The sequence below is a fragment of the Acidovorax sp. AC410 genome, assembly GCF_979253235.1.
This window is the reverse complement of record NZ_CEEDCG010000001.1, coordinates 5,853,519-5,875,493: the sequence shown is the minus strand read 5'-3', so window position 1 is coordinate 5,875,493 and position 21,975 is coordinate 5,853,519. Positions and strand designations below refer to the sequence as shown.

Genomic DNA, 21,975 nt, shown 5'->3' with positions numbered 1-21,975 from the left:
CCATGGCACCCGCAACTTCTTACTTGGCCGTGGACTTGGGCTGGCTGTCGTCCACCTTCACGGTGAACTTGCCGGCCAGGATGTCGGCTTCCTTGGCCTTGACCTTGGCCACGATGTCGGCCGGCACCTTCTTCTCGAAGGTGCCCAGGGGCGCGAGCTCCGAGCCCTTGTGCTTCATCATCGAGTACGGGCCGTAGTCCTCGGGTGTGAACTTGCCTTCCTTGACCAGCTTGAGCGCGCGGTCGATGCTGGGCTCCATGTGCCACAGGGCCGAAGCGACCACCGTGTCGGGGTACTTGTCCTGCGTGTTGATCACATTGCCAATGGCCAGCTTGCCCTTTTCCTTGGCGGCATCGCTCACGCCGAAGCGCTCGGCGTACAGCACGTCGGCGCCCTTGTCGATCATGGCGAAGGTGGCTTCCTTGGCCTTTGGTGGGTCGAACCAGCTGTTGATGAAGCTGATGGTGAACTCCACCTTTGGGTTCACTTCCTTGGCGCCGGCCATGAAGGCGTGCATCAGGCGGTTCACCTCGGGGATGGGGAAACCTCCCACCATGCCGATCTTGTTGCTCTTGGTCATGCCGCCGGCCACCATGCCCGACAGGTAGGCCGGCTCCTGGATGTAGTTGTCGAACACGCTGAAATTGGGCGCCTGCGGCTTGCCCGAGGAGCCGAGCAGGAAGGACGTCTTGGGGAAATCCTTGGCCACCTTGCGGGCGGCGGCTTCCACCGCGAAGGCCTCGCCCACGATGAGCTGGTTGCCGCCGGTGGCGTACTCGCGCATCACGCGCTCGTAGTCGGCGTTGGTCACGTTCTCGCTGGACTTGTATTCGATCTCGCCGCGCGCCTCGGCCGCCTTGAGCGCCTTGTGGATGCGGCTCACCCACTGCTGCTCATAGGGCACCGTGTAGATCGCCGCCACCTTGGTCTTGGCCTGCGCCATGGCCGCGCCGGGCGCCAGCCCGATCATGGCCGACAGCGCCAGCGAGGTGGAGAACAGGTGGCCGGTGAAGATGCGGCGTGAGGTCATGGGGTGATTCCTTCTTCGGATGGAGGATGGGCGATCGGATCTGGCGTTGTCTCAAGCAATTTGTGCGCCAATGGATGGCAGGCGCTGGCATGGAGTCTGCCAGAAGAAAGCCACCAGTTGGTAAAAATTCGCACCGGCTTGGGGCGTAAAAAAGCCGCCGCGGGAAAGACATCTCTGCAGCGGCTTCTGGGATTAGCCCTGTGTCCAGAGCGGCTAACAAAGCTCAGCGAAGCGGTTCTGGCTAGGCGCTGAGCCGCAGGCAGTACGTTAGTACGACAAGGCTCAGCAACGACGCCAGAAGAGTTTTGTTGGCTGCTCTTACTTGGTGCCAAAAATGCGGTCGCCGGCATCGCCCAGGCCCGGCAGAATGTAGCCATGGTCGTTGAGCTCGCGGTCGATGGCGGCGGTGAAGATCGGCACGTCCGGGTGCGCCTTCTGCAGCGTGGCAACGCCTTCGGGGGCGGCCAGCAGGCACACGAACTTGATGGAGCGGGGGTTGAGCTTCTTGAGCCGGTCGACGCAGGCGGCGGCCGAGTTGCCGGTGGCCAGCATGGGGTCGACCACGATGATGTCGCGCTCGTCCATCTCGGACGGCATCTTGAAGTAGTACTCCACCGGCTGCAGCGTGGCCGGGTCACGGTACAGGCCGATGTGGCCCACGCGCGCGCCAGGCACCACAGTGAGCATGCCGTCGAGGAAACCGTTGCCCGCGCGCAGGATGGAGACCAGCACCAGCTTCTTGCCGTCGATCACCTGACCGGTCATGGTCTCCAGCGGGGTTTCGATCTCGATGTCCTGCAGCGGCATGTCGCGCGTGACCTCGTAGGCCATGAGCGTGCTCAGCTCGCCCAGCAGGCGGCGAAAGCTGTTGGTGCTGGCGTCCTTCTTGCGCATCAGCGTGAGCTTGTGCTGGACGAGGGGGTGCTTGATGACGGTGACGTTGCTGTTGGTAGCGGTGCTCATGGCGCGGCCTTTGTTATGCGGATGTGAATGAATAGAGGTGGTGGTATTTTGACGCCCCTTCGGGCCTCCGGGCGTGGAAACTGGCAAGGCCACATGCCAGGGACCCCGTGGATCCGGCTTTGCCGGGCCACTGGGGTCGCCCCCTTGAGGGGGAGGCGACGCAGTCGCTTCGGGGGGAATCAATCCGCCAGAAAGCGCGCGTACCTTGCCATGTCCACGTTGCCCCCGCTGATGAGGATGCCGACCTTTGCGCCATGCACGTCCACGCTGCCATGCCGTGCGCCGGCAAAGGCCAGCGCGCCCGTGGGTTCCACCACCAGCTTCATGCGCTCGGCAAAGAAGCGCATGGCCTCGACCAGTTGCTCGTCGGTGGCGGTGACGATGTCTTCCGCGAGGCGCTGGATGATGGGAAAGGGGATCTGCCCGAGCGAGCGGGCCTGTGCGCCATCGGCAATCGTGTGCGGCGTGGGGATCTGCACCAGCTGTCCGCTGCGCAGCGATTGCTGGCCGTCGTTGCCGGCCTCGGGCTCCACGCCCACCACGCGGCAGCGCGGCGCCAGGGCCTCGCTCGCCAGCAGGCTGCCGGCCAGCAGGCCGCCGCCGCCCACGCAGACGAAAAGGTAATCGAGGTCGGGTATCTCCTCCAGGAATTCCTTGGCGGCAGTGCCCTCGCCGGCGATCACGTGCGGGTGATCGAAGGGCGGCACCAGCGTCATGCCGCGCTCCTGGGCCAGCCTCTGGCTGATGGCCTCGCGGTCCTCGGTGTAGCGGTCGTAGGTGACGACCTGGGCGCCGTACTCGCGCGTGGCGGCCATCTTGGTGGTGGGTGCGTCCTCGGGCATCACGATCAGGGCTGGCATGTCCAGCAGCCGGGCCGACAGCGCGATGGCCTGCGCATGGTTGCCGGCCGAGAAGGCCAGCACGCCGCGCTTGCGCTGTTCGTCGCTGAACTGCGAGAGGGTGTTGTAGGCCCCGCGGAACTTGAACGAACCCGTGCGCTGCTGGTTTTCGCACTTGAAGAACACCTGCGTGCCCAGCAGCGCGTCGGCCATGTTGGAGCGCAGCACGTGCGTGCGGTGGGCCACGCCAGCGAGCCGCTGTGCGGCAGAAACAACATCCGCGTAGGTGGGCGGGGCAAGGCTGGCGTTGCTCATAGTGGAATCTTTCGGGGATGAACGGGCTCAACTATTCCATCCATCATAAAACTGCCTGACTTTTGGCCACAGGGGGCGCGCAAGGCCCAGAAACAGGGCATGCCCCGCTATGAATATTGATGCCTGTGTCCCTGGGGCATGGATATACTGCCCTTTTTCCCGACTTTCCCCAAGAGCCCACCATGTCCATTTCCCGCCGTATTGCCACCCTGGGCCTCGGCCTGGCCGCCTCGTTCGGCGTTTCCCTGGCCGCCCAGGCACAGACCCGCGAGCTCACCGTGGCCTCCAGCGCGACCTATGCGCCGTTCGCGTTCGAGAACAAGGACAAGCAGATCGTCGGCTTCGACATCGACATCATCAACGCCATCGCCAAGCACCAGAACCTCAAGATCAAGGTCGTGAACACGCCCTGGAGCGGTATCTTTGCGGCGCTCAACAATGGCGACGTGGACCTGGTGATCTCGGGCGTGACCATCAACGACAAGCGCCGCCAGAGCTATGACTTCTCGGCCCCGTACTTCGCGGCCCACCAGCTCATCGCTGTCGCCAAGGGCAGCACCGTGGCCTCGCTCAAGGACCTGGCGGGCAAGAAGATCGCCGTGGTGAATGCCTCCACGGCCGACGACGTGGCCTCGCGCGAATTCGGCAAGACCAGTGCCAACATCCGCCGCTTCGAGAGCACGCCGCTCATCATCTCCGAACTGGCTGGCGGCGGTGTGGATGCGGCCATCGGCGACAACGGCGTGATTGCCTACCGCGTGAGCCAGAATGCGGCGCTCAAGACGGTGGAAGACCCATCCTTCCCCGAAGAAGGCTTCGGCATCGTCGTCAAGAAGGGCGACAAGGCCCTGCAGGACAAACTCAACGCCGGCCTGGCTGCCGTGCGCGCCGATGGCAGCTATGGCGAGATCTACAAGAAGTGGTTCGCAAAAGAATACAAAGGCCGCTGAGCCGGGTTTCGATGGAGTCACTTGCAGCGGCCGCCATGCGGCCGCTTTTTTGTTTTCCGACGGGTGGCTGCGTGAGTGGCCGTGAAAGAGGGGAGAAAACGCATGGAACAACCCGAATTGTGGTTTGGCTGGTTCCGGCCAGACATCCTGGTGGAGTACCGCGAGCTGTTCTTCAAGGGCGCGTGGATGACCCTGTGCATGACGGTGGTCTGTGTGCTGATGGGCGGCAGCTGGGGCCTGGTGCTGGCCCTGGCCCGGCTGGCGCAGGCGCGCCATGCGCCGTGGAACTGGGTGTGCCGCTTTCTGCTGCGCTGGCCGTCCACGGTGTATGTGAGCTTCTTTCGCGGCACACCGCTGTTCGTGCAGATTTTGCTCATGCATTTTGCGGTGATGCCGCTGTTCATCCACCCGGTGTCGGGCCTGCTGGTGGACGGCGACCTGGCGCGCACCCTCAAGCAGGAGCATGGCGCGCTGATCTCGGGCATCGCGGCGCTCACGCTGAATTCTGCCGCCTACATCTCGGAGGTGTTCCGCGCAGGCATCCAGTCCATCTCGCGCGGCCAGTCCGACGCCGGGCGCTCGCTGGGGCTCACACCCCTGCAGGTGCTGCGTTACGTGGTGCTGCCCCAGGCCCTTCGTCGCATGCTGCCGCCGCTGGGCAACAACATGATCGCGCTGCTCAAGGACACCTCGCTGGTCTCGGCCATCGGCCTGGCCGAGATGGCCTACGCCGCGCGCACCGTGGCCGGCGCCTATGCGCGCTACTGGGAGCCGTACCTGGCCATCTCGCTGGCCTACTGGTGCATGACGCTGGCGCTGACCACCTTGCTGCGCCGGCTGGAGCACCACATGGCGCGCAGCGAGCGCAGTTAGCCCAGCTCTGAAAACCGCTGCAGGGGGGTGAGGGCAGGGAAGTCGCCCGCGCGCTTTTGCTTCATCGCCGTGACCGACTCCTGCACGTGGCGGTTGCTCCAGATCGCGCCCTGCAGCCAGCCCATCTGGCGCAGGCTGTCTTCCACCGAGTGGTCGCGCGCATAGTTCACGGCCTGCTTGGTGCCCCAGATGGCCACGGGCGGCTTGCTGGCGATCTCCTGGGCGCACTGCAGGGCAGCAGCCAGCATGCCCTCCTGCGTGTCGAAGACCTCGTTGACCAGGCCGTAGCCCAGCGCTTTCTGGGCGGGCATGCGCCGGCCGGTGTAGGCCAGCTCCTTGACCACGCCCATGGGCACCAGCTTGGGCAGGCGCTGCAGGGTGCCCACATCGGCCACCATGCCGATGTTGATCTCCTGGATGCAGAAGAAGGCGTCGGCCGTGGCGTAGCGGATGCAGGCCGCCGTCACCATGTCCACCGCGCCACCGATGCAGCCGCCATGGATGGCCATGATCACCGGGATGCGCAGTTCCTCCAGGCGGGTGAAGGTGTGCTGCATGTCGGTCAGCAGGTCGAAGATGGCGGCGCGGCCTTCGGGGCTCTGGTCGTCCATGGTGATGGCGCCGCCGAAGGTCTCGAGCGCCATGCCCGCGCTGAAGTGCCTTCCGGTGCTGCTGATGACCAGCGCGCGCGCCTCGCCAGCCTGGTGCAGATGCACCAGCACCGCATCCAGCTCGCGCCAGAAGGTGGGGTGCATGGTGTTCATGGCCTCGGGCCGGTTCATCACCAGGTGGGCCACATGGCCGGCGGTGGTCAGGGAGAAGCAGGTAAGGGTGGGAGCAGCAGTGTTCATGGGCGAACACTGTAGGCCCCGCGCCCGCGCCGTCAAGGTCGCGTGTGCGACTGTGGATGGGTGGGTGCGGGTTTGCCCCTATCTGCGCTGTGGCAGAGGGGGGCAGGGCGGGGTCAGCCGTCCGTGGTTTCGGTGGCGTCGGCGATCTCGGGCACGGGCAGGCGGCTGGCCAGGATCTTGTCGATGGTCTTGCCGTCCATGTCCACCACCTCAAGCTTCCAGCCCTCCCACTCCACTGTGTCGGTCACTTTGGGCAGGCGGCCGGTGAGCAGCATGATCATGCCGCTCAGGGTGTGGTAGCGGCCGCGCTCTTCCTCGGGCACGGCGTCCAGGTTCAGCCGGTCCTTGAGCTCGGGCACGGGGATGTGGCCGTCCAGCAGCCAGCTGCCATCTTCACGCTGCAGCGCCCACGAGGTCTCGGGGTCGCGCGGCTGGAACTCGCCGGTGATCGCCTCGATCAGGTCCTGCAGCGTGACGATGCCCTGCACCTCGCCGTACTCGTCGATCACGAAGGCCATGTGTACGTCCGACAGACGGAAGTTGTCCAGCAGCTCCATGCCGGTGATGGTCTCGGGCACGTACAGCGCCGTCTGCAGCGGCTGGTCGGTCAGGCCGTGTGCCTTGTCGCGGATGGTGCGCGAGAGCCACTGGCGCGCGTTGAGCACGCCACGGATGTTGTCCATGCCGCCGCGCACCACGGGGAAGCGGGCGTGGTCCGACTCCTCGATGCGCTGCAGGTTTTCTTCGAAGGACAGGTCCAGGTCCAGGCAGACCACGTCGCCGCGCGGCACCATGAGCGAGCCGATCTGGCGGTCGTCCAGGCGGAACACGTTGCGCACCATGGTGTGCTCGTGCGATTCGATCACACCGGCCGTCGTGCCTTCGACCAGCATGGCGTGGATCTCCTCTTCGGTCACCGGGCTGCCGCTGGTCTCCTTGACACCCAGCAGGCGCAGCAGTGTGCGCGTGGAGGTGGACAGCAGGATGACGAAGGGCTTGGTCGCCACCGCCAGGAAGTTGATGGGTCGCGAGACCAGGCGCGCAAAGGTCTCGGGGTGCGACTGGCCAATGCGCTTGGGCACCAGTTCGCCCACGACGATGGAGAAGTAGGTGATCAGCACCACCACCAGGCCCGTGGCGGCATAGCCACCATAGGGGGCGGGCACGCCCATGGCCGCCAGCCAGGTGGCCAGCGGGGCTGCCAGGGCGGCCTCGCCCACGATACCGTTGAGCACGCCGATCGAGGTGATGCCGATCTGGATGGTGGAGAGAAAGCGGGTGGGGTCTTCGCCCAGCTTCACGGCGGCGGCAGCGCCGCTATCGCCCTCATCAATCAGCTTTTGCAGCCGTGCCTTGCGTGCAGTGACCAGAGCGATCTCTGACATGGCGAACAGCCCGTTCAAAAGGATGAGGGCGAACAGTATTGCGATTTCCATAGACAGGGGACACACGGTCCCCTTGAAGTTCAGAAGCTGTCCATTGTAGGGGTGTGGTTATTGCCGTGGTCGGCAACGGTTATCCAGCCGGCAGGCGCCGTCAGTTTTCCGTCATGGCGTTCTCAGTCGCCCCCACCACCGCCGCAGCCACCACCGCCGCAACTGCCCCCATCGCTCCCGCCGTCGCTGCTGCTGCTGGAATGGTCGGCTCCGCCAAAATCGTCCGAGCTGCCGCTGTGGCTGCCATCGGAAAAGCTGGTGCCGCAGTAGGTGCCGCTGCCATCGCCGCCCGCAGCGTTCTTGGCCAAAATGCTGCTGCAGTCGGGCAGGTAGGTGAAGCCGCCGGCAATCGCCATCTTGGCGTCCAGCGCAAACAGCAGCGGCAGCCGGCTCGGTGCCTTGGGGTTGATGGCCTCGTCCTTGCAGGCCCAGAACCATGCGCGGCGCAGGCCGTCGTTGTTCTTGGCCTTGGTGCCCAGGGCTTCGGCAGGGGTGTGGTGCAAAAAGAAGCCCAGCGCGTTGTGGCACCAGGTCTTGTAGGCCTGGGTGTGCAGGATGAAGTCGTGCCAGAGCGCATCCACGGCCTTCGAAGGCATGGCCACGAACTGCTTGCGGCTGCGCATGCAGGCCATGAAAAACTGGCGCAGCCCGCGCTCCACCAGTTCGCAGTCTTTTTGGCTGAGGTGCGGGTAGGTCTCGCGCAGCTTGCGCTTCAAATACGCGGGCAGGCGCGCCTCGCGGATGTAGCGCTCGCGCACCGTGCGCGTCCACTGCACGACGATGGCGGTGACCGCCACGGTACACACCAGGTAGATGGCCCAACGCCAGTTGGGCCGCAGCAGCCCCATGAAGGCGGCCACGCATGCCAGGGCCCAGAGGGCGATGGCCAGTTGCACCACGTTGCCGCCGTAGCGCACCAGCAGCCTGTCGATCTTGCCCATCGTTTCCCCCTTTGTTATGTGTCTGTTTTCCGGGGTTGTACCTCTTTTTCGGGGAGCTGATGTGACTATTTTTAGAGTGTGCTCACCGCTTCCTGCCGCCGAAGACGCTGCCCAGCACGCCACGCAGGATTTCCTTGCCCAGCGAGGTGCCCATGGTGCGCACGGCCGACTTGGCCATGGTCTGCGCCAGGCCATCGCGCTTGCCGCCGCGCGGGCCGGTGGAGCCGAACAGCACGTCGTTCAGGCCGCCCAGCAGGCCGCCGCCTTCGTCGGCGGGCGCTGCCACGGCGCCGCCCTTGCCGGCAGGGGCCTGGGCGGTGCCGGCATCGGCCGTGCGGCCCTTGAGCTTTTCATAGGCCGATTCGCGGTCCACCACCTTTTCGTACACCCCCGCCACGAGCGAACTGGCCATCAGCGCCTGGCGCTGCTGCGGCGTGATGGGGCCGAGCTGGCTGCCCGGGGGCAGCACAAACACGCGCTCGGTCACGCTCGGACGGCCCTTGGCGTCGAGAAAACTGATCAGTGCCTCGCCCACGGCCAGTTCGGTGATGGCGGTCTCGATGTCCAGGCCCGGCTTTTGCCGCATGGTGGTGGCCGTGGCCTTTACGGCCTTCTGGTCGCGCGGCGTGAAGGCGCGCAGCGCATGCTGCACGCGGTTGCCCAGTTGGGCCAGCACGCTGTCGGGGATGTCCAGCGGGTTCTGCGTCACGAAATACACACCCACGCCCTTGGAGCGCACCAGGCGCACCACCAGTTCGATGCGCTCGACCAGCACCTTGGGCGCTTCGTTGAACAAGAGGTGGGCCTCGTCGAAGAAGAACACCAGCTTGGGCTGCTCGGGGTCGCCGATCTCGGGCAACTGCTCGAACAGCTCGGACAGCATCCACAACAGGAAAGTGGCATACAGGCGCGGCGAATTCATGAGCTTGTCGGCCGCCAGGATGTTGACCACGCCGTGGCCGTCCACCGTCTGCATGAAGTCCTGGATGTCGAGCATGGGCTCGCCGAAGAACTGCGTGCCGCCCTGCTGCTCGATCTGCAGCAGCCCGCGCTGGATGGCGCCCACGCTGGCCGCGCTCACGTTGCCGTACTCGGTCGTGAATTCCTTGCTGTTGTCTCCCACATACTGCAGCATGGCGCGCAGGTCCTTGAGGTCCAGCAGCAGCATGCCGTTGTCGTCGGCGATCTTGAACACCAGGTTGAGCACGCCCAACTGCGTCTCGTTGAGGTTGAGCATGCGCCCGAGCAGCAGCGGCCCCATGTCCGACACCGTGGCACGCACCGGGTGGCCCTGTTCGCCGAACACGTCCCAGAGCGTGGTGGGGCAGGCCAGGGGGGCGGGCAGGTCCAGCCCCCGCTCCTTGAGCGTGGCGGCCAGCTTCTCGCCGATCTTGCCGGGCTGGCTGGCGCCGGTGAGGTCGCCCTTCACGTCGGCCATGAACACCGGCACGCCGATGCGCGAGAAATTCTCGGCCAGCGTCTGCAGTGTCACCGTCTTGCCGGTGCCCGTGGCTCCCGTGATCAGCCCATGGCGGTTGGCCAGGCCCGGGAGCAGGTGGCATTCGGTGGTGTCGTGCTTGGCAATCAGGAGTGGTTCGGCCATGGTCGGTTCCCGCATCGTTGTGTGTACTGATTCGATAGCATAGAGGACAAAAGAGGGGGAGGTTCCGTGATGGTGATCTGCGAGCAGAAATGGAGTGCGCTTTTTCATGCCGTGCGGCAAAGGTGGGCAGGCCTGTTGGTCGTGAGCGTTTGCAGCTTTGCCTCCGGTGGAGTTGAGGCTGGTAGCCCTGGGCACCAGGGGCCGCGGCTGGACAGCATTGCGTATGTGCTGTCCAACCCCGAGATCGTCTTTGCTGCGGGGGACGGAGTTTTTAGGTCGACCGATGGTGGTGCCTCCTGGGTGGGGCTGAAGACTCCCGCCGCGGTGGGTGGGGTTGTGACCGATCCGCACCAGCCCGGACGGGTCGTTGCCGTTCCGCGCGGCATGACCCCTGGGGCTGGTGACTACCTGGAGTCGCTGGACAGTGGCGAGACTTGGTTGCACAAGAGCATCGTGCCAAGGTCACTGGATGTCCAGGGATTGGCCTCTCCCCGCTTGCTCATGCATCCGTCACGGCCCGGTGTGTGGCTCGCCTATGGCTATGGAATGGACAGGCTGTGGGTGACACAGAACGCCGGGACATCGTGGGAGGCCAGCCCCGATCTGGATCTTGCGCGGACAAGGGTCAACCTGGCCGTCACGCGGGAAGCGTTCTACGTACATTCATCCGTGGAGGTCTGGCGATCGGAAGATGGCAAGGACTGGGGCCCGACAGGATTCCCTGACGGCCAGGAGCTGTGGGCCATGAAGGCCCTGTCGGGGGATCGCGTGGCTGTGGCATCCCCCCAGGGTTGGTGGCTGAGGTCCGCTTCCGGCGTCTGGGGGCCTGGGCCTTCTTCCCCCAAGGGCCATTCTGCAAACCCGCTGCCTGCCGGGCAGACAGGCCCCCACCCGAGTGCCATGGGCCGCCATTGCGCGCCCGTGCAGTCACCTGCCGATGCTGCATACCTGATCGCGAACTGCTCGGTAGGCAGTTCCATGTCGATTCCGTTCAGTACCCGGTTGCATAGCTTTGATTCCGGTGCGAGCTGGTCGCGTATCGGCGGGGAGGGGCTGCCCGACAGTTGGTATCCGAGCGTGATTGCGCCGCATCCGCGCGATTCGAGGATATTGCTCATGGCCTGGGCATCGGGCCGTGTCTTCCGTTCGCACGACCATGGCGCGACGTGGGTGGCTTCGGATGCGGGAGTGCGCATTCCGCGTTCCGTGGAGTACATGGATGAGGGGTCCATCGACGCGATCCCGGCGCTGGAGTACCCGCGTGAGACCCGGATCAACCAGGCGGTCATTGCCGACGACCTGGCAGCCGTTCGGCAACTTGCGGCGGCTGGCGCCGATCTGAACGAGCGCGGGCCTGCAGGGCTTTCGGCGATGGAATGGGCGCTCATGCTCGGAGCGCATGTGGACAGACCCAGGCGAGGGGACACGATGTACTGGGCGCTGCGCGGGCTGGGTGCGGCCGTGCCTTCCCAAGAGCATGCCAATGCCAAAATCGTATGGCGGGCCGTGGAACATGGGCAATTCGGCCGTGTCCTGGAGGAACTGCTCCGATCTGGCTGGCGGCTGACCGCGAAGCTGGGGAAGGAGCCGGACACATTGTTGGGTGATCAGGCGCAGCATCGCTGCCGCAATGTCTGGGAAGGGGCGGGTCCCAAGCCTTGTTCCTCCATGTTGGCAGGGCGGCCCCTGGAGGCCTGGATCGATTTGCATCTGTCACGGGTGCCGCCTGGAGAAAGTGCGCAACTGGTACTGGATCTGGCCGCTCTGGGTCAGATGCCCCTGGCCGAGCGGGTGGCGTCCGTGGATGCCGGGCGCTACCGTGCTGGCAGCGACGTCGTGCGGCTGATGCAGGAGCTTCCCACCCAGGCATCTTCGCTGCGCCGCCAGATTCTTGTTGCCTACCGAGGGCGTTATGGCGATGTGGGCGTTGGGGGGGCACTGTACCGGGGGCTGAAAGACGAATACCGAACCGGAGACTGGGTGCCCGATGTGCTGCGGCATGATCGCAGCACCATCGATCCGAAGAACGCCGAGATCCTCGTTCATGCGTTGCTGGGTTCGCTGAACCGGCCCGACTGGGTGAAGGCGATCTGGGCCGGCAAGGCGGGACCCCGGCTCACCGGCGAGGGCCGGCAGGCAGTTCTGGCTTCGGTGGTGCTCAGTTGTGATGGAGCCCTGGTGGCTGCGGCCGCAAAGGCAGGATTGCCCTTGGCCCGTACCCACTTCGATACCGGTGAAAGCCCGATGAGGGCTGCGCTCGGGAAATGCACCGAATGGGATCCCGCCTGGCTGGACCCGCACCTGGATCAGTTGCACCGAGCGGGTTTGCGCTTGCGTGCCTATGAACTTTGGGATCTCTCGCCCGACGAGGCGGCGGCTTTGCGCCGGTTCCCGGGACGGGCTGACTACCGGAGCCTGGGGGCCTGCGTGGTGGCAAGGCCCGAGGAACCGGCTGCGCAGGCTGCAGCCCCCGGCGCTGCGTGGGCTCCCCTGGGTCTGTCGTTGCCAGATGGTCCCCGGCGTTCGGACGAGTCGGTTCGGTGCCTCCCGGTGGGCTCCGGTGCGGGGGTGGGGCTGCAACTGGCGCCGCAGCCGCCAAGCGGGCATGCCGTGGTCCAGGAGGTCATCGCCGGCTATCCTGCGGACCTGTCCGGTATCCGCCCAGGCGACAGGATCGCTGCTGTGGACGGCATTTCCACCCAGGGAATGCCGGTACGCCAGGTCCTCCTGCGTCTCAAGGGACAAGCCGGCTCGAAGGTGGCCCTGGCGGTCATCCGGGAGGGTGGTCGGCGTACGACTCACAGGGTGTTTCGGCAAACCCTGCCCGACAAGCCGCCGATGGCCATTGCCGAAAAGTAAAATCACTCCCAACAGACTCCATCAATACAAAAAGGACTTCCCGTGGCAGGACACAGTAAATGGGCGAATATCCAGCACCGCAAGGGGCGGCAGGATGAAAAACGCGGCAAGATCTGGACCCGCATCATTCGCGAAATCACCGTGGCGGCCCGTTCGGGCGGCGGGGACCTGTCTGCCAACCCCCGCCTGCGCCTGGCGGTGGACAAGGCCAAGGCGGCCAACCTGCCGGCCGACCGCATCAAATACAACATCGACAAGGCCACAGGCAACGCCGAGGGCCTGACCTACGAGGAAATCCGCTACGAAGGCTATGGCATTGGTGGTGTGGCCATCATGATCGACACCATGACCGACAACCGTGTGCGCACGGTGGCCGAGGTGCGCCATGCGTTCAGCAAGCACGGCGGCAGCATGGGCACCGAGGGTTCGGTGGTGTTCCAGTTCAAGCACTGCGGCCAGCTGATCTTTGCGCCGGGTACCGACGAGGACAAGGTCATGGAGGTGGCGCTGGAAGCCGGCGCCGAGGACGTGCTGACCGATGAGGACGGCGCCATCGAGGTGCTCACGGCTCCGGCCGATTTCGAGGCCGTGAAGAATGCGCTGGAAGCCGCCGGCCTGACCCCCGAGGTGTCCGAAGTCACCATGCGCGCTGAAAACACCATCGAGCTGGAGGGCGAGGACGCCGTGCGGATGCAAAAATTGCTCGATATCCTGGAAGACCTGGACGATGCCCAGGAGATCTACCACAACGCTGCGCTCTGAAACGCTGCCACGATTGAATTCACAACACTGTCTCTGTAACGGTGCCCGGCACCCCGCGCAGACAGGTTCTAATAGGCTGGTATGAAGGTTCTTGTAATTGGTGGCGGCGGCCGTGAACACGCAATGGCCTGGAAGCTCAGCCAGTCTCCCAAAGTCACGAAGGTGTATGTGGCGCCCGGCAACGGCGGCACAGCCCTGAACTCCAAGCTGGAGAACGTGGCCATCACCGACGTGCGCGAGCTGCGCGTCTGGGCGCTGGCCGAGAAGATCGGCCTGACGGTGGTGGGCCCTGAGGCGCCGCTGGCCGCTGGCGTGGTCGATGAATTCCGCGCGCACGGCCTGCGCGTGTTCGGCCCCACGCAGGCGGCAGCGCAGCTTGAAAGCTCCAAGGCCTTCTCCAAGGCCTTCATGCGCCGCCACGGCATCCCCACGGCGGACTACGACACCTTCACCGATCCGGTGGCGGCCCACGCCTTCGTGGACCGCCTGGGTGCGCCCATCGTCATCAAGGCCGATGGCCTGGCGGCTGGCAAGGGTGTGGTCGTGGCCATGACGCTCAAGGAAGCCCACGATGCCGTGGACTTCATGCTGGTGGACAACAAGTACGGCGTGACCCACAACGAGGGGGGCGCCCGGGTGGTGATCGAGGCCTTCCTCGAAGGCGAGGAAGCCTCCTTCATCGTGCTGTGCGATGGCAAGAACGTGCTGGCCCTGGCCACCAGCCAGGACCACAAGCGCCTCAAGGACGGCGATGAAGGTCCCAACACCGGCGGCATGGGTGCGTATTCGCCCGCGCCCGTGGTCACGGCCGACGTGCATGCCCGCGCCATGCGCGAGATCATCCTGCCCACCATCCGCGGCATGGAAAAGGACGGCATCCCCTACACCGGATTCCTGTATGCCGGGCTGATGATCGACGCCAAGGGCCAGCCCAAGACGCTCGAATTCAACTGCCGCATGGGCGACCCCGAGACCCAACCCATCCTGATGCGCCTGAAAAGCGACCTGGCCGACGTGCTGGGTGCCGGCGTGGACGGCAAGCTCGACCAGATCGAGCTGCAATGGGACCGCCGCACCGCGCTGGGCGTGGTGATGGCCGCCCACGGCTACCCCGAGAACCCGCGCAAGGGCGACACCATCACCGGCCTGCCGGCCGATGCGGACGATGCCGTGGCCTTCCATGCGGGCACGGCCCTGCAGGACGGCGTGGTCAGTGTCACCGGCGGCCGCGTGCTGTGCGTGACGGTGCTGGCCGACAGCGTCAAGCAGGCACAGCAGCGCGCCTACGATGTGGCGCGGGGCATCCAGTTCGACGGCGCCCAGTACCGCCGCGACATCGGCTTTCGCGCTGTCAAGGCCTGATGTCCTCAGGCCATTCGCTGAACGCCGCCGACACGGTGGCGCGGGTGCGCAGCTACCTGCAGGGGCTGCAACTGCGCATCACCGATGCGCTGGAGGCGGTGGAAGGCGAGGGCGGGGCCTGCTTCCTGGCCGATGCCTGGCGCAAGGAGCCCGGCGAGACGCTGCAGGGCGATGGTGTGACGCGCATCCTCGAAGGCGGGCGCGTGTTCGAGCGCGCGGGCTGCGGTTTCTCGCATGTGCGCGGGCCGCTGCTGCCGCCATCGGCCACCCAGCACCGGCCCGAGCTGGCGGGCGCGCCGTTCGAGGCCATGGGCGTGTCGCTGGTGTTCCACCCGCGCAATCCCTATGTGCCCACGGTACACATGAACGTGCGCATGATCGCCGCAGGCCACCCCGGCCAGCACCCGACCTGCTGGTTCGGCGGGGGCATGGACCTCACGCCGTACTACGGTTTCGAAGAGGATGCGGTGCATTTTCACCGCAGCTGCCGCGATGCGCTCGCGCCCTTTGGCGATGACAAGTACCCGCGCTTCAAGCAGTGGTGCGACGAGTACTTCTTCCTCAAGCACCGCAGTGAGCAGCGCGGCGTGGGCGGCGTGTTCTTCGACGACTTCTCCGAGCTGGGCTTCGAGCAGAGCCTGGCCATGACGCAATCGGTGGGCGATGCCTTCCTGTCCGCCTACCTGCCCATTGTCGAGAAGCGCCAGGGCATGCCCCATGGTGAACGCGAGCGTGAATTTCAGCTGTACCGCCGGGGCCGTTATGTGGAGTTCAACCTGGTGTGGGACCGGGGCACGCATTTCGGCCTGCAATCGGGCGGGCGCACCGAGTCCATCCTGCTGTCCATGCCGCCCCTGGTGTCGTGGTCGTACCAGCGCCAGGAGGGTGCCGATTCGCCCGAGGCCGCACTGGCAGAGCGCTTCCTGGTGCGGCGCGACTGGCTCGCGGATACGCACTGAAACGGCCATTGTCCGCAAAAAGCTATAATTTCAATAGCTGCACGCGCTTTTGGCGCCAGCAGCGAAGGGCTCCAACGCCCTTTATCGCCTGAGCGCCACCGCGCAACACCCGAGGCCCAGCCCACTGGCTGCACGCCCGGTTGCGCGCTATATTGATTCCATTCCTCATAAATCACCGCCTGATGACCACCTCCACCAAATCGGAAACCGCCGCCAAGAAAGACGTCACCAAACTCCAGCGCGCCATCGTCGATGGCCTGGAAGACGTCAAGGCGCAAGACATCCAGGTCTTCAACACCGAGCATCTCTCGCCGCTGTTTGAACGGGTCATCGTGGCATCGGGTACCTCCAACCGCCAGACCAAGGCGCTGGCCGCCAGCGTGCGCGATGCGGTGAAGGAAGCCGGTTTTTCCAAGCCGCGCATCGAAGGCGAAGACAACGGCGAATGGATCATCGTGGATTGCGGCGCTGCCGTGGCGCACATCATGCAGCCTGCCATCCGCCAGTACTACCGCCTGGAAGAGCTGTGGGGCGAGATCCCCGTGCGCCTGAAGCTCGGCGCTGCCAAGCCGGTATCGTCGGCCGCCACCGAGCTGGCCGAGAAGAAGTCGGCCCAGAAGGCCGCGAAGTCCGATGCCAAGTCGGCCGCCAAGAGCGGTACCTCGGCGCGCCCCGCGGCCAAGAAGGCGGCGGCACCTGCCAAGTCGGCAGCCCGCCCCGCCGCCAAGTCGGCAGGCAGGCCCGCACCTGCGGCGGCCAAGCCAGCAGCCAAGGCCCCCGCCAAGGCACCGAGCCGCGCACCCGCAAAGTCCGGCGCTGCCGCCAAGGCCGCACCGGCAAAGACGCCTGCAGCCAAGAAGCCCGCAGCTACCAAGGCCCCGATCAAGACCATCGTGGTCAAGCCATCGGTGCCGCGCAGCAAGGCCAATGCCGAGGCCGCCAAGCCCGCTTCGCGCGGTGGTGCACGGCCAGCGGCCAAAGCCCCCGCCAAGAGGGCGCCCGGGCGCAAGTGAGGCGATGGAGTCGGGCTTCGGCCCGCCTCCCGCAACAATCTCCTGGCGCCTGAATTGCCATGAAACTGCTGATCGTGGCCGTGGGCCAGCGAGTGCCCGACTGGGCGCAGACCGCCTACGACGACTATGCCAAGCGCTTCCCGTTCGAGATCAAGGTCGAGCTCAAGGCAGTGAAGACCGAGCCGCGCGGCTCCAAGACCCTGGAGACCTTGTACGCCGCCGAGCGTGAGCGCATCGAGGCCGCCATCCCGCGCGGCACCCGCATCGTGGCGCTCGACGAGCGCGGCACGAACCTCACCACCAAGGCCCTGGCCGAGCGGCTCAAGGGCTGGCAGTTGGGCGGGGACGACGTGGCCCTGGTCATCGGCGGGCCCGACGGGCTCGACCCGGCCTTTCGCCAGGCGGCGCACGAGCGCATACGCCTGTCCGACCTGACCCTGCCGCACGCCATGGTGCGCGTGCTGCTCATCGAGCAGCTGTACCGTGCCTGGTCCGTGAATGCGGGCCACCCCTACCATCGGGAATGATGCCCCGGGCGTGATTTGCTACCGATAGCGTAGCAAGGGATGATAGGAATTCGCGGTTCTACTGCACGTTCTTGGTTATCCTTGATCCCACCATGCCGGACTTCATCTACCTCGCCTCCCAAAGCCCCCGCCGCCGCCAGTTGCTTGACCAGCTGGGCGTGCGCCATGAACTGCTCGTGCCCAATGTGGACGGCGACATGGGCGAGGATGCCGAGGCCATCGAGGAGGTGCGACCCGGCGAAGTGCCTACGGCCTACGTGCAGCGCGTGACCGGGCTCAAGCTCGATGCGGCCATGGCGCGCCGCGCGCGCCGGGGCTTGCCCGAGGCCCCCATCCTGTGCTCCGACACCACGGTGGCCCTGGGCCGCGCCATCTACGGCAAGCCCGACGATGCCGCGCATGCCGGGCGCATGCTGACCGAACTGGCCGGCCGCACACACCGTGTGCTCACGGCCGTGGCGCTGCAGATGGGCACTCGGCGCGTGGCGGCGCTGTCGGTCTCGCGCGTCACCTTCGCGGCGCTCACGCCGCAGCAGGTCGAGGACTACGTGAACACCGGCGAGCCCCTGGGCAAGGCCGGTGCCTATGGCGTGCAGGGCCGCGCCGCAGCCTTCATTCCCCAACTGAGCGGCAGCTATTCGGGCATCATGGGCCTGCCCATGTACGAGACGGCGCAGCTATTGCGCGCCGCCGGGTTCCCTGTTTGAAGAACAACAAGCGTTGACGACCATGCAACAAGACATCCTCATCAACTGGTCGCCGCAGGAGACACGCGTCGCCATCGTGGAGCACGGCGCCGTGCAGGAGCTGCACATCGAGCGCACGCTGGAGCGCGGCCTGGTGGGCAACGTCTACCTGGGCAAGGTCTCGCGCGTGCTGCCGGGCATGCAGTCGGCCTTCATCGACATCGGCCTGGAGCGCGCCGCCTTTTTGCATGTGGCCGATGTCTGGCAGCGCCAGCCCGATGGCGAGCCACCCGCATTCGCGCGCAAGGGCGAGCCGCAGGTGCCCATCGAAAAGCAGGTGTTCGAGGGCCAGTCGCTCATGGTGCAGGTCATTAAGGACCCCATCGGCACCAAGGGCGCGCGCCTGTCTACGCAGATCAGCATTGCCGGGCGCCTGCTGGTGTTTTTGCCGCAGGACGACCATGTGGGCGTGTCGCAGAAGATCCCCTCGGCCGAGCGCGATGCGCTGCGCGCCCGCCTGCAGGCCCTGGTGGGCGACAAGGCCTCGGGCGGCGGCGGCGGCTTCATCCTGCGCACCAATGGCGAGGATTCGACCGATGCCGAGCTGGCCGAGGACATCGCCTACCTGCGCAAGACCTGGGCACGCATCAAGGAGGCATCGCTGCGGCTGCCGCCCATGTCGCTGCTGCACCAGGACCTCGACCTGCTGCAGCGCGTGCTGCGCGACCTGGTGGGCGACCACACGCAGACCATCCGCCTCGATTCGCTGGAGCAGTACCAGCGCCTGCGCGCCTTCGGGCAGGAATTCATGCCCGCGGCAGCGCCCAAGCTGCAGCACTACAAGGGCGAGCGCCCCATCTTCGACCTGTACTCCATCGACGAAGAGGTGGCCAAGGCCCTGGGCCGGCGCGTGGACCTCAAATCGGGCGGCTACCTCATCGTCGACCAGACCGAGGCGCTCACCACCATCGACGTGAACACCGGCGGCTACGTGGGCGCGCGCAACTTCGACGACACCATCTTCAAGACCAACCTGGAGGCCGCCCAGGCCATTGCCCGCCAGCTGCGCCTGCGCAACCTGGGCGGCATCATCATCGTGGACTTCATCGACATGGTGCAGGGCGGCCACCAGGAGGCCGTGCTCTCCGAGTTCAAGAAGCAGCTCGGGCGCGACCGCGTGAAAACCATGGCCGGCGGCTTTTCGCAACTGGGCCTGGTGGAGATGACGCGCAAGCGCACCCGTGAATCCCTGGCCCACATGCTGTGCGAGCCCTGCGAGGCCTGCCAGGGCAAGGGCAGCGTGAAGACCGCGCGCAGCGTGTGCTACGACATCCTGCGCGAGATCCTGCGCGAAGCGCGCCAGTTCAACCCGCGCGAGTTCCGCGTGGTCGCCTCGGCGCGCGTGGTGGAGCTGTTCCTCGACGAGGAAAGCCAGCACCTGGCGGGCCTGTCGGACTTCATCGGCAAGCCGATCTCGCTGCAGTCCGAAAGCGCGATGGGGCAGGAGCAGTACGACATCGTGCTGCTGTGAGACTCAAAGGGGTGCTGCCCTGACCCCAGCCGCCCTGCCACTGGCGTGTCGGTATCCTGGTCACATAGGCTTTTTCACCGTTCAAACACAACATTCCCGGAGGGACTTCATGGTAGCGATGCGCGTAGGAATTTTGGGACTTGCCCTCTGTTTGACCGCATGTGCCAATCGACCGGCGAGCATCCAGCCATCGTTTGTTTCCCATGAGCGCTTCATCGCGCTGGAGTGCCCCGCAATCGGGGACCGCCTGGTGGCTGCGCGCAGCGATCTGTGGCGCTACTCGCAGATGCAGGAGCAGAAGGCCAACAACGACGCCGTGGGTGTGTTCTTGCTGGGCGTGCCTTTCAGCAAGATGTCCGGAGACCATGAAGCCGATGTCGCACGCGCCAAGGGCGAGATCGAGGCGCTGGAGACCGCGCAGATCAAGAACCGGTGCGGCACTTCTGCCGCTACCCGCATCCAAGCGGCGCCAGCACCACAAGCTCCTGTGGCAGGTCCGCCATCCTCAGTTCAAACCCAGCTCGAAGCCCTGCGGCGCATGCACGCCGATGGCTTGATCACCCAGCAGGAATACGACGCCAAGCGCAAGAAAGTCCTGGACGGACTTTGACTTCACCAGGTGGCCAAAGCCTGCCTGCCTACATCTCGTCGACGATCTTCTTTCGCTTGCCTTCGTACTCTTCGGGGGTGATGAGTTTGCTGTCGAGCAAGGATTTCAGTTGGCGCAGGCGTGATTCAGCTGAGTTGGGTGCCGCATTGGCGCCCGCTGCAACGGACTGCGGACTGGCGGGCACTGGCTGCGCTCCAGCGGAAGCGATTGCGAATGCGGGGAGGTCGGGCAATTTCCCCTGGGCAGTTGATCGGGTGACCATTGCGGAGAGCGAAGTGACAGCTTCGCGCCCCCAGGCTTCTGCTGCGGATTTTGCATCCCGACCACCCGCAAAGTAGGCATTCAATTTGAAAAAATCGCCGAAGCGGTACTTGGTATAAAACACGCGAATCATCGGATCTGGGAATACGTGCCCGCTGTCATAGGCCCAGCGCACCAGTTCTTGGAAAGGCTTTTCCGTTGAAACGTGAAAAGAGCCAGCTGACTGGGCGGCGATGACAAAGCACTCCGGCATGTCCGTAGTCTGATTCAAGGTGCTCTTGACCAAGAATGATGTGATGCCCTTACATGGGTCGTCGGGCCACCGGCTGACATTCAAACTCGAAGCGGGGGCGCTGAAGATCACAGCCGCGGACACTGTTTTTTCTTGCGTCTGCACAGCTACCAGTGTCTGGAGTTGTGGGTTTATGCCTGTACTCGTGCCTATGAACTCCGAAGTCTTTGCAGCCAGGGACCACTGGCCACTCGGAAGCTGCATCGACAATTTGCCGATGGTCAATGTGCGATCTTCAATGGTTTGCCCCACAACGGCTCTTTTGAAATCGATTGCATGCGCGGCGGAAAAATGAGCCGCCAGGACAATGGCAGCACCGAAGGCAAGACAGGGCTTTTTCATGCAGAGAAGTCTACCGTCAGATTCAGCGGCAGGCTCCCGGCATCGAAGGGCGATTTCTGTGCGGCCATGCTTGAGCGCCCCTTCCTCCGCCTCGATGGCGACTACATCTCGTCGACGATCTTCTTTCGCTTGCCCTCGTATTCCTCGGGGGTGATCAGCTTGCTGTCCAGCAAGGACTTCAGCTGGCGCAGGCGGGCCTCGGCCGAAACTGGGGCGGCAGCGGCCGCGCCGCTGGCCATTGGTTGTGCGGCGACAGGTGGTGTGGCGCCTGAAAGGGACGCGAATGCTGGGAGCTCGGGCAACTGTCCCACGGCAGTGGCCCGGGTGATCATGGCGGTGAGCGACGAGGCCGCCTCGCGCCCCCAGGCCTCTGCGGCAGGTGCGGAGCCGGGGCCTCCCGCGAAGTGCGCGTTGAGCCTGAAGTAATCGCCCTTGTGGTACTTGGTGTGGTGCACCTGAACCATGGGAACGGGGAGCGCATAGCCGTTGTTGTGGGCCCAGCGTGCAACCTCCCTGTGGGTGTCTGACAAGGCTTCAAAAGCGCCTGCCTTCACGTTGGCAACGACAAAGCATTCGGGCATGGCCCAGGTCTGGTTCAACGTGCTTTTGACGATGTAGGATGTCACGTTCTTGCAAGGCTCATCGTTCCACTGGGTAACGGCATAGCTCCAAGCGGGCCCGCTGAACGAGATGACGGTGGAGATGGTCTTGTCCTGCACCTGCACCACTGCGAACCGGTGCAATGGTGGTGCAGGCATGTTGGGCTGTGATCCGCCACCCACTTGCGCCTTCGCGGCCAAAATCCAATCGCCGCTCGGGAGCTTCATCGACAGTTTTCCGGCGGTCAACGTGCGATCTGCAATGACCTGCCCTACGACCGCGTTCTTGAAATCGGTCGCATGCACGGTGGAAAATTGAGCCGTTAGGACGATGGCAGCGCCGATGGCAAGACAGGGCTTTTTCATGCAGG

Annotated in this window: 20 protein-coding genes; 11 read left to right on the top strand and 9 right to left on the bottom strand. The window is 65.2% G+C overall.

What is annotated here, in order from left to right:
- Window positions 1–19: 19 nt before the first annotated feature.
- The 3 genes from AC0IZS_RS27265 to AC0IZS_RS27255 form a co-directional block, all read right to left on the bottom strand.
- A complete protein-coding gene (locus tag AC0IZS_RS27265; protein ID WP_436217692.1) occupies window positions 20–1,030 on the bottom strand; it encodes a BMP family protein in 1,011 nt (336 codons plus the stop codon).
- 318 nt (window positions 1,031–1,348) lie between these two features.
- Complete coding sequence (gene upp, locus AC0IZS_RS27260) at window positions 1,349–1,993, bottom strand: uracil phosphoribosyltransferase (protein WP_428000534.1); 645 nt, start codon at window positions 1,991–1,993, stop codon at window positions 1,349–1,351.
- A 179-nt stretch (window positions 1,994–2,172) separates the two neighbouring features.
- Window positions 2,173–3,147: a threo-3-hydroxy-L-aspartate ammonia-lyase gene (locus AC0IZS_RS27255; RefSeq protein WP_428000535.1), complete on the bottom strand. Its 975-nt coding sequence runs from the start codon at window positions 3,145–3,147 to the stop codon at window positions 2,173–2,175.
- Between the two features lie 182 nt (window positions 3,148–3,329).
- Between AC0IZS_RS27255 and AC0IZS_RS27250 the strand changes: the two genes are divergently transcribed.
- Both AC0IZS_RS27250 and AC0IZS_RS27245 read left to right on the top strand, forming a co-directional pair.
- Window positions 3,330–4,097 carry a basic amino acid ABC transporter substrate-binding protein gene (locus AC0IZS_RS27250; protein WP_471638542.1) on the top strand — a complete coding sequence of 256 codons (768 nt, stop codon included), beginning with the start codon at window positions 3,330–3,332 and terminating at the stop codon, window positions 4,095–4,097.
- A gap of 102 nt (window positions 4,098–4,199) precedes the next feature.
- Window positions 4,200–4,970: an amino acid ABC transporter permease gene (locus AC0IZS_RS27245; RefSeq protein ID WP_471638541.1), complete on the top strand. Its 771-nt coding sequence runs from the start codon at window positions 4,200–4,202 to the stop codon at window positions 4,968–4,970.
- Here the strand turns inward: AC0IZS_RS27245 and AC0IZS_RS27240 are convergent.
- The 4 genes from AC0IZS_RS27240 to AC0IZS_RS27225 all read right to left on the bottom strand — a co-directional run bounded on the left by AC0IZS_RS27240 (window position 4,967) and on the right by AC0IZS_RS27225 (window position 9,801).
- Window positions 4,967–5,821, bottom strand: coding sequence for an enoyl-CoA hydratase-related protein (locus tag AC0IZS_RS27240; RefSeq protein WP_471638540.1), 855 nt, complete (start codon window positions 5,819–5,821; stop codon window positions 4,967–4,969). The two genes, AC0IZS_RS27245 and AC0IZS_RS27240, sit on opposite strands and share 4 nt — an antisense overlap.
- Before the next feature lie 113 nt (window positions 5,822–5,934).
- Complete coding sequence (locus AC0IZS_RS27235) at window positions 5,935–7,257, bottom strand: hemolysin family protein (RefSeq protein WP_471638539.1); 1,323 nt, start codon at window positions 7,255–7,257, stop codon at window positions 5,935–5,937.
- Between the two features lie 122 nt (window positions 7,258–7,379).
- Window positions 7,380–8,198: a glycine-rich domain-containing protein gene (locus AC0IZS_RS27230; protein ID WP_471638538.1), complete on the bottom strand. Its 819-nt coding sequence runs from the start codon at window positions 8,196–8,198 to the stop codon at window positions 7,380–7,382.
- An 82-nt stretch (window positions 8,199–8,280) separates the two neighbouring features.
- Complete coding sequence (locus AC0IZS_RS27225; RefSeq protein ID WP_471638537.1) at window positions 8,281–9,801, bottom strand: helicase HerA-like C-terminal domain-containing protein; 1,521 nt, start codon at window positions 9,799–9,801, stop codon at window positions 8,281–8,283.
- Window positions 9,802–10,026: 225 nt separating this feature from the next.
- On the opposite strand from AC0IZS_RS27225, the gene AC0IZS_RS27220 reads away from it, so the two are divergent.
- The 9 genes from AC0IZS_RS27220 (at window position 10,027) to AC0IZS_RS27180 (ending at window position 20,110) form a co-directional block, all read left to right on the top strand.
- Entirely contained in the window at window positions 10,027–12,660 is a 2,634-nt protein-coding gene (locus tag AC0IZS_RS27220; RefSeq protein ID WP_471638536.1) for a PDZ domain-containing protein, read from the top strand.
- Window positions 12,661–12,702: 42 nt separating this feature from the next.
- Window positions 12,703–13,422, top strand: a complete 720-nt coding sequence (locus AC0IZS_RS27215) for a YebC/PmpR family DNA-binding transcriptional regulator (RefSeq protein WP_471638535.1) — start codon at window positions 12,703–12,705, stop codon at window positions 13,420–13,422.
- Between the two features lie 81 nt (window positions 13,423–13,503).
- Window positions 13,504–14,784 (top strand): phosphoribosylamine--glycine ligase, encoded by a 1,281-nt coding sequence (gene purD, locus AC0IZS_RS27210; RefSeq protein ID WP_471638534.1) that lies wholly within the window; start codon window positions 13,504–13,506, stop codon window positions 14,782–14,784.
- Entirely contained in the window at window positions 14,784–15,743 is a 960-nt protein-coding gene (gene hemF / locus AC0IZS_RS27205) for an oxygen-dependent coproporphyrinogen oxidase (protein ID WP_471638533.1), read from the top strand. The genes purD and hemF overlap by 1 nt, the downstream gene beginning before the upstream one ends.
- A gap of 182 nt (window positions 15,744–15,925) precedes the next feature.
- Window positions 15,926–16,756: a ribosome silencing factor gene (gene rsfS, locus AC0IZS_RS27200; RefSeq protein WP_471638532.1), complete on the top strand. Its 831-nt coding sequence runs from the start codon at window positions 15,926–15,928 to the stop codon at window positions 16,754–16,756.
- Between the two features lie 59 nt (window positions 16,757–16,815).
- Window positions 16,816–17,283 (top strand): 23S rRNA (pseudouridine(1915)-N(3))-methyltransferase RlmH, encoded by a 468-nt coding sequence (gene rlmH, locus AC0IZS_RS27195; protein ID WP_471638531.1) that lies wholly within the window; start codon window positions 16,816–16,818, stop codon window positions 17,281–17,283.
- A 92-nt stretch (window positions 17,284–17,375) separates the two neighbouring features.
- A complete protein-coding gene (locus tag AC0IZS_RS27190; protein WP_471638530.1) occupies window positions 17,376–17,990 on the top strand; it encodes a Maf family protein in 615 nt (204 codons plus the stop codon).
- A 22-nt stretch (window positions 17,991–18,012) separates the two neighbouring features.
- A complete protein-coding gene (gene rng, locus AC0IZS_RS27185; RefSeq protein ID WP_471638529.1) occupies window positions 18,013–19,500 on the top strand; it encodes a ribonuclease G in 1,488 nt (495 codons plus the stop codon).
- A 109-nt stretch (window positions 19,501–19,609) separates the two neighbouring features.
- Window positions 19,610–20,110 carry an SHOCT domain-containing protein gene (locus tag AC0IZS_RS27180; RefSeq protein ID WP_471638528.1) on the top strand — a complete coding sequence of 167 codons (501 nt, stop codon included), beginning with the start codon at window positions 19,610–19,612 and terminating at the stop codon, window positions 20,108–20,110.
- A gap of 28 nt (window positions 20,111–20,138) precedes the next feature.
- Here AC0IZS_RS27180 and AC0IZS_RS27175 read toward each other — a convergent pair whose 3' ends face one another.
- Window positions 20,139–21,005 carry an SHOCT domain-containing protein gene (locus AC0IZS_RS27175; protein ID WP_471638527.1) on the bottom strand — a complete coding sequence of 289 codons (867 nt, stop codon included), beginning with the start codon at window positions 21,003–21,005 and terminating at the stop codon, window positions 20,139–20,141.
- Window positions 21,006–21,106: 101 nt separating this feature from the next.
- On the bottom strand, window positions 21,107–21,970 hold the full coding sequence (locus AC0IZS_RS27170) for an SHOCT domain-containing protein (protein ID WP_471638526.1): 864 nt from the start codon (window positions 21,968–21,970) through the stop codon (window positions 21,107–21,109).
- Window positions 21,971–21,975 lie beyond the last annotated feature (5 nt).

What these genes read in the sequence shown, in the direction of transcription:
- AC0IZS_RS27265 (WP_436217692.1), bottom strand. Translation starts at nt 1,030, where the DNA reads ATGACCTCACGCCGCATCTTCACCGGCCACCTGTTCTCCACCTCGCTG.
- AC0IZS_RS27175 (WP_471638527.1), bottom strand. Translation starts at nt 21,005, where the DNA reads ATGAAAAAGCCCTGTCTTGCCTTCGGTGCTGCCATTGTCCTGGCGGCT.
- AC0IZS_RS27180 (WP_471638528.1), top strand. Translation starts at nt 19,610, where the DNA reads ATGGTAGCGATGCGCGTAGGAATTTTGGGACTTGCCCTCTGTTTGACC.
- AC0IZS_RS27240 (WP_471638540.1), bottom strand. Translation starts at nt 5,821, where the DNA reads ATGAACACTGCTGCTCCCACCCTTACCTGCTTCTCCCTGACCACCGCC.
- AC0IZS_RS27255 (WP_428000535.1), bottom strand. Translation starts at nt 3,147, where the DNA reads ATGAGCAACGCCAGCCTTGCCCCGCCCACCTACGCGGATGTTGTTTCT.
- AC0IZS_RS27225 (WP_471638537.1), bottom strand. Translation starts at nt 9,801, where the DNA reads ATGGCCGAACCACTCCTGATTGCCAAGCACGACACCACCGAATGCCAC.
- AC0IZS_RS27250 (WP_471638542.1), top strand. Translation starts at nt 3,330, where the DNA reads ATGTCCATTTCCCGCCGTATTGCCACCCTGGGCCTCGGCCTGGCCGCC.
- upp (WP_428000534.1), bottom strand. Translation starts at nt 1,993, where the DNA reads ATGAGCACCGCTACCAACAGCAACGTCACCGTCATCAAGCACCCCCTC.
- rng (WP_471638529.1), top strand. Translation starts at nt 18,013, where the DNA reads ATGCAACAAGACATCCTCATCAACTGGTCGCCGCAGGAGACACGCGTC.
- AC0IZS_RS27170 (WP_471638526.1), bottom strand. Translation starts at nt 21,970, where the DNA reads ATGAAAAAGCCCTGTCTTGCCATCGGCGCTGCCATCGTCCTAACGGCT.
- hemF (WP_471638533.1), top strand. Translation starts at nt 14,784, where the DNA reads ATGTCCTCAGGCCATTCGCTGAACGCCGCCGACACGGTGGCGCGGGTG.
- AC0IZS_RS27235 (WP_471638539.1), bottom strand. Translation starts at nt 7,257, where the DNA reads ATGGAAATCGCAATACTGTTCGCCCTCATCCTTTTGAACGGGCTGTTC.
- AC0IZS_RS27230 (WP_471638538.1), bottom strand. Translation starts at nt 8,198, where the DNA reads ATGGGCAAGATCGACAGGCTGCTGGTGCGCTACGGCGGCAACGTGGTG.
- purD (WP_471638534.1), top strand. Translation starts at nt 13,504, where the DNA reads ATGAAGGTTCTTGTAATTGGTGGCGGCGGCCGTGAACACGCAATGGCC.
- AC0IZS_RS27190 (WP_471638530.1), top strand. Translation starts at nt 17,376, where the DNA reads ATGCCGGACTTCATCTACCTCGCCTCCCAAAGCCCCCGCCGCCGCCAG.
- rlmH (WP_471638531.1), top strand. Translation starts at nt 16,816, where the DNA reads ATGAAACTGCTGATCGTGGCCGTGGGCCAGCGAGTGCCCGACTGGGCG.
- AC0IZS_RS27245 (WP_471638541.1), top strand. Translation starts at nt 4,200, where the DNA reads ATGGAACAACCCGAATTGTGGTTTGGCTGGTTCCGGCCAGACATCCTG.
- rsfS (WP_471638532.1), top strand. Translation starts at nt 15,926, where the DNA reads ATGACCACCTCCACCAAATCGGAAACCGCCGCCAAGAAAGACGTCACC.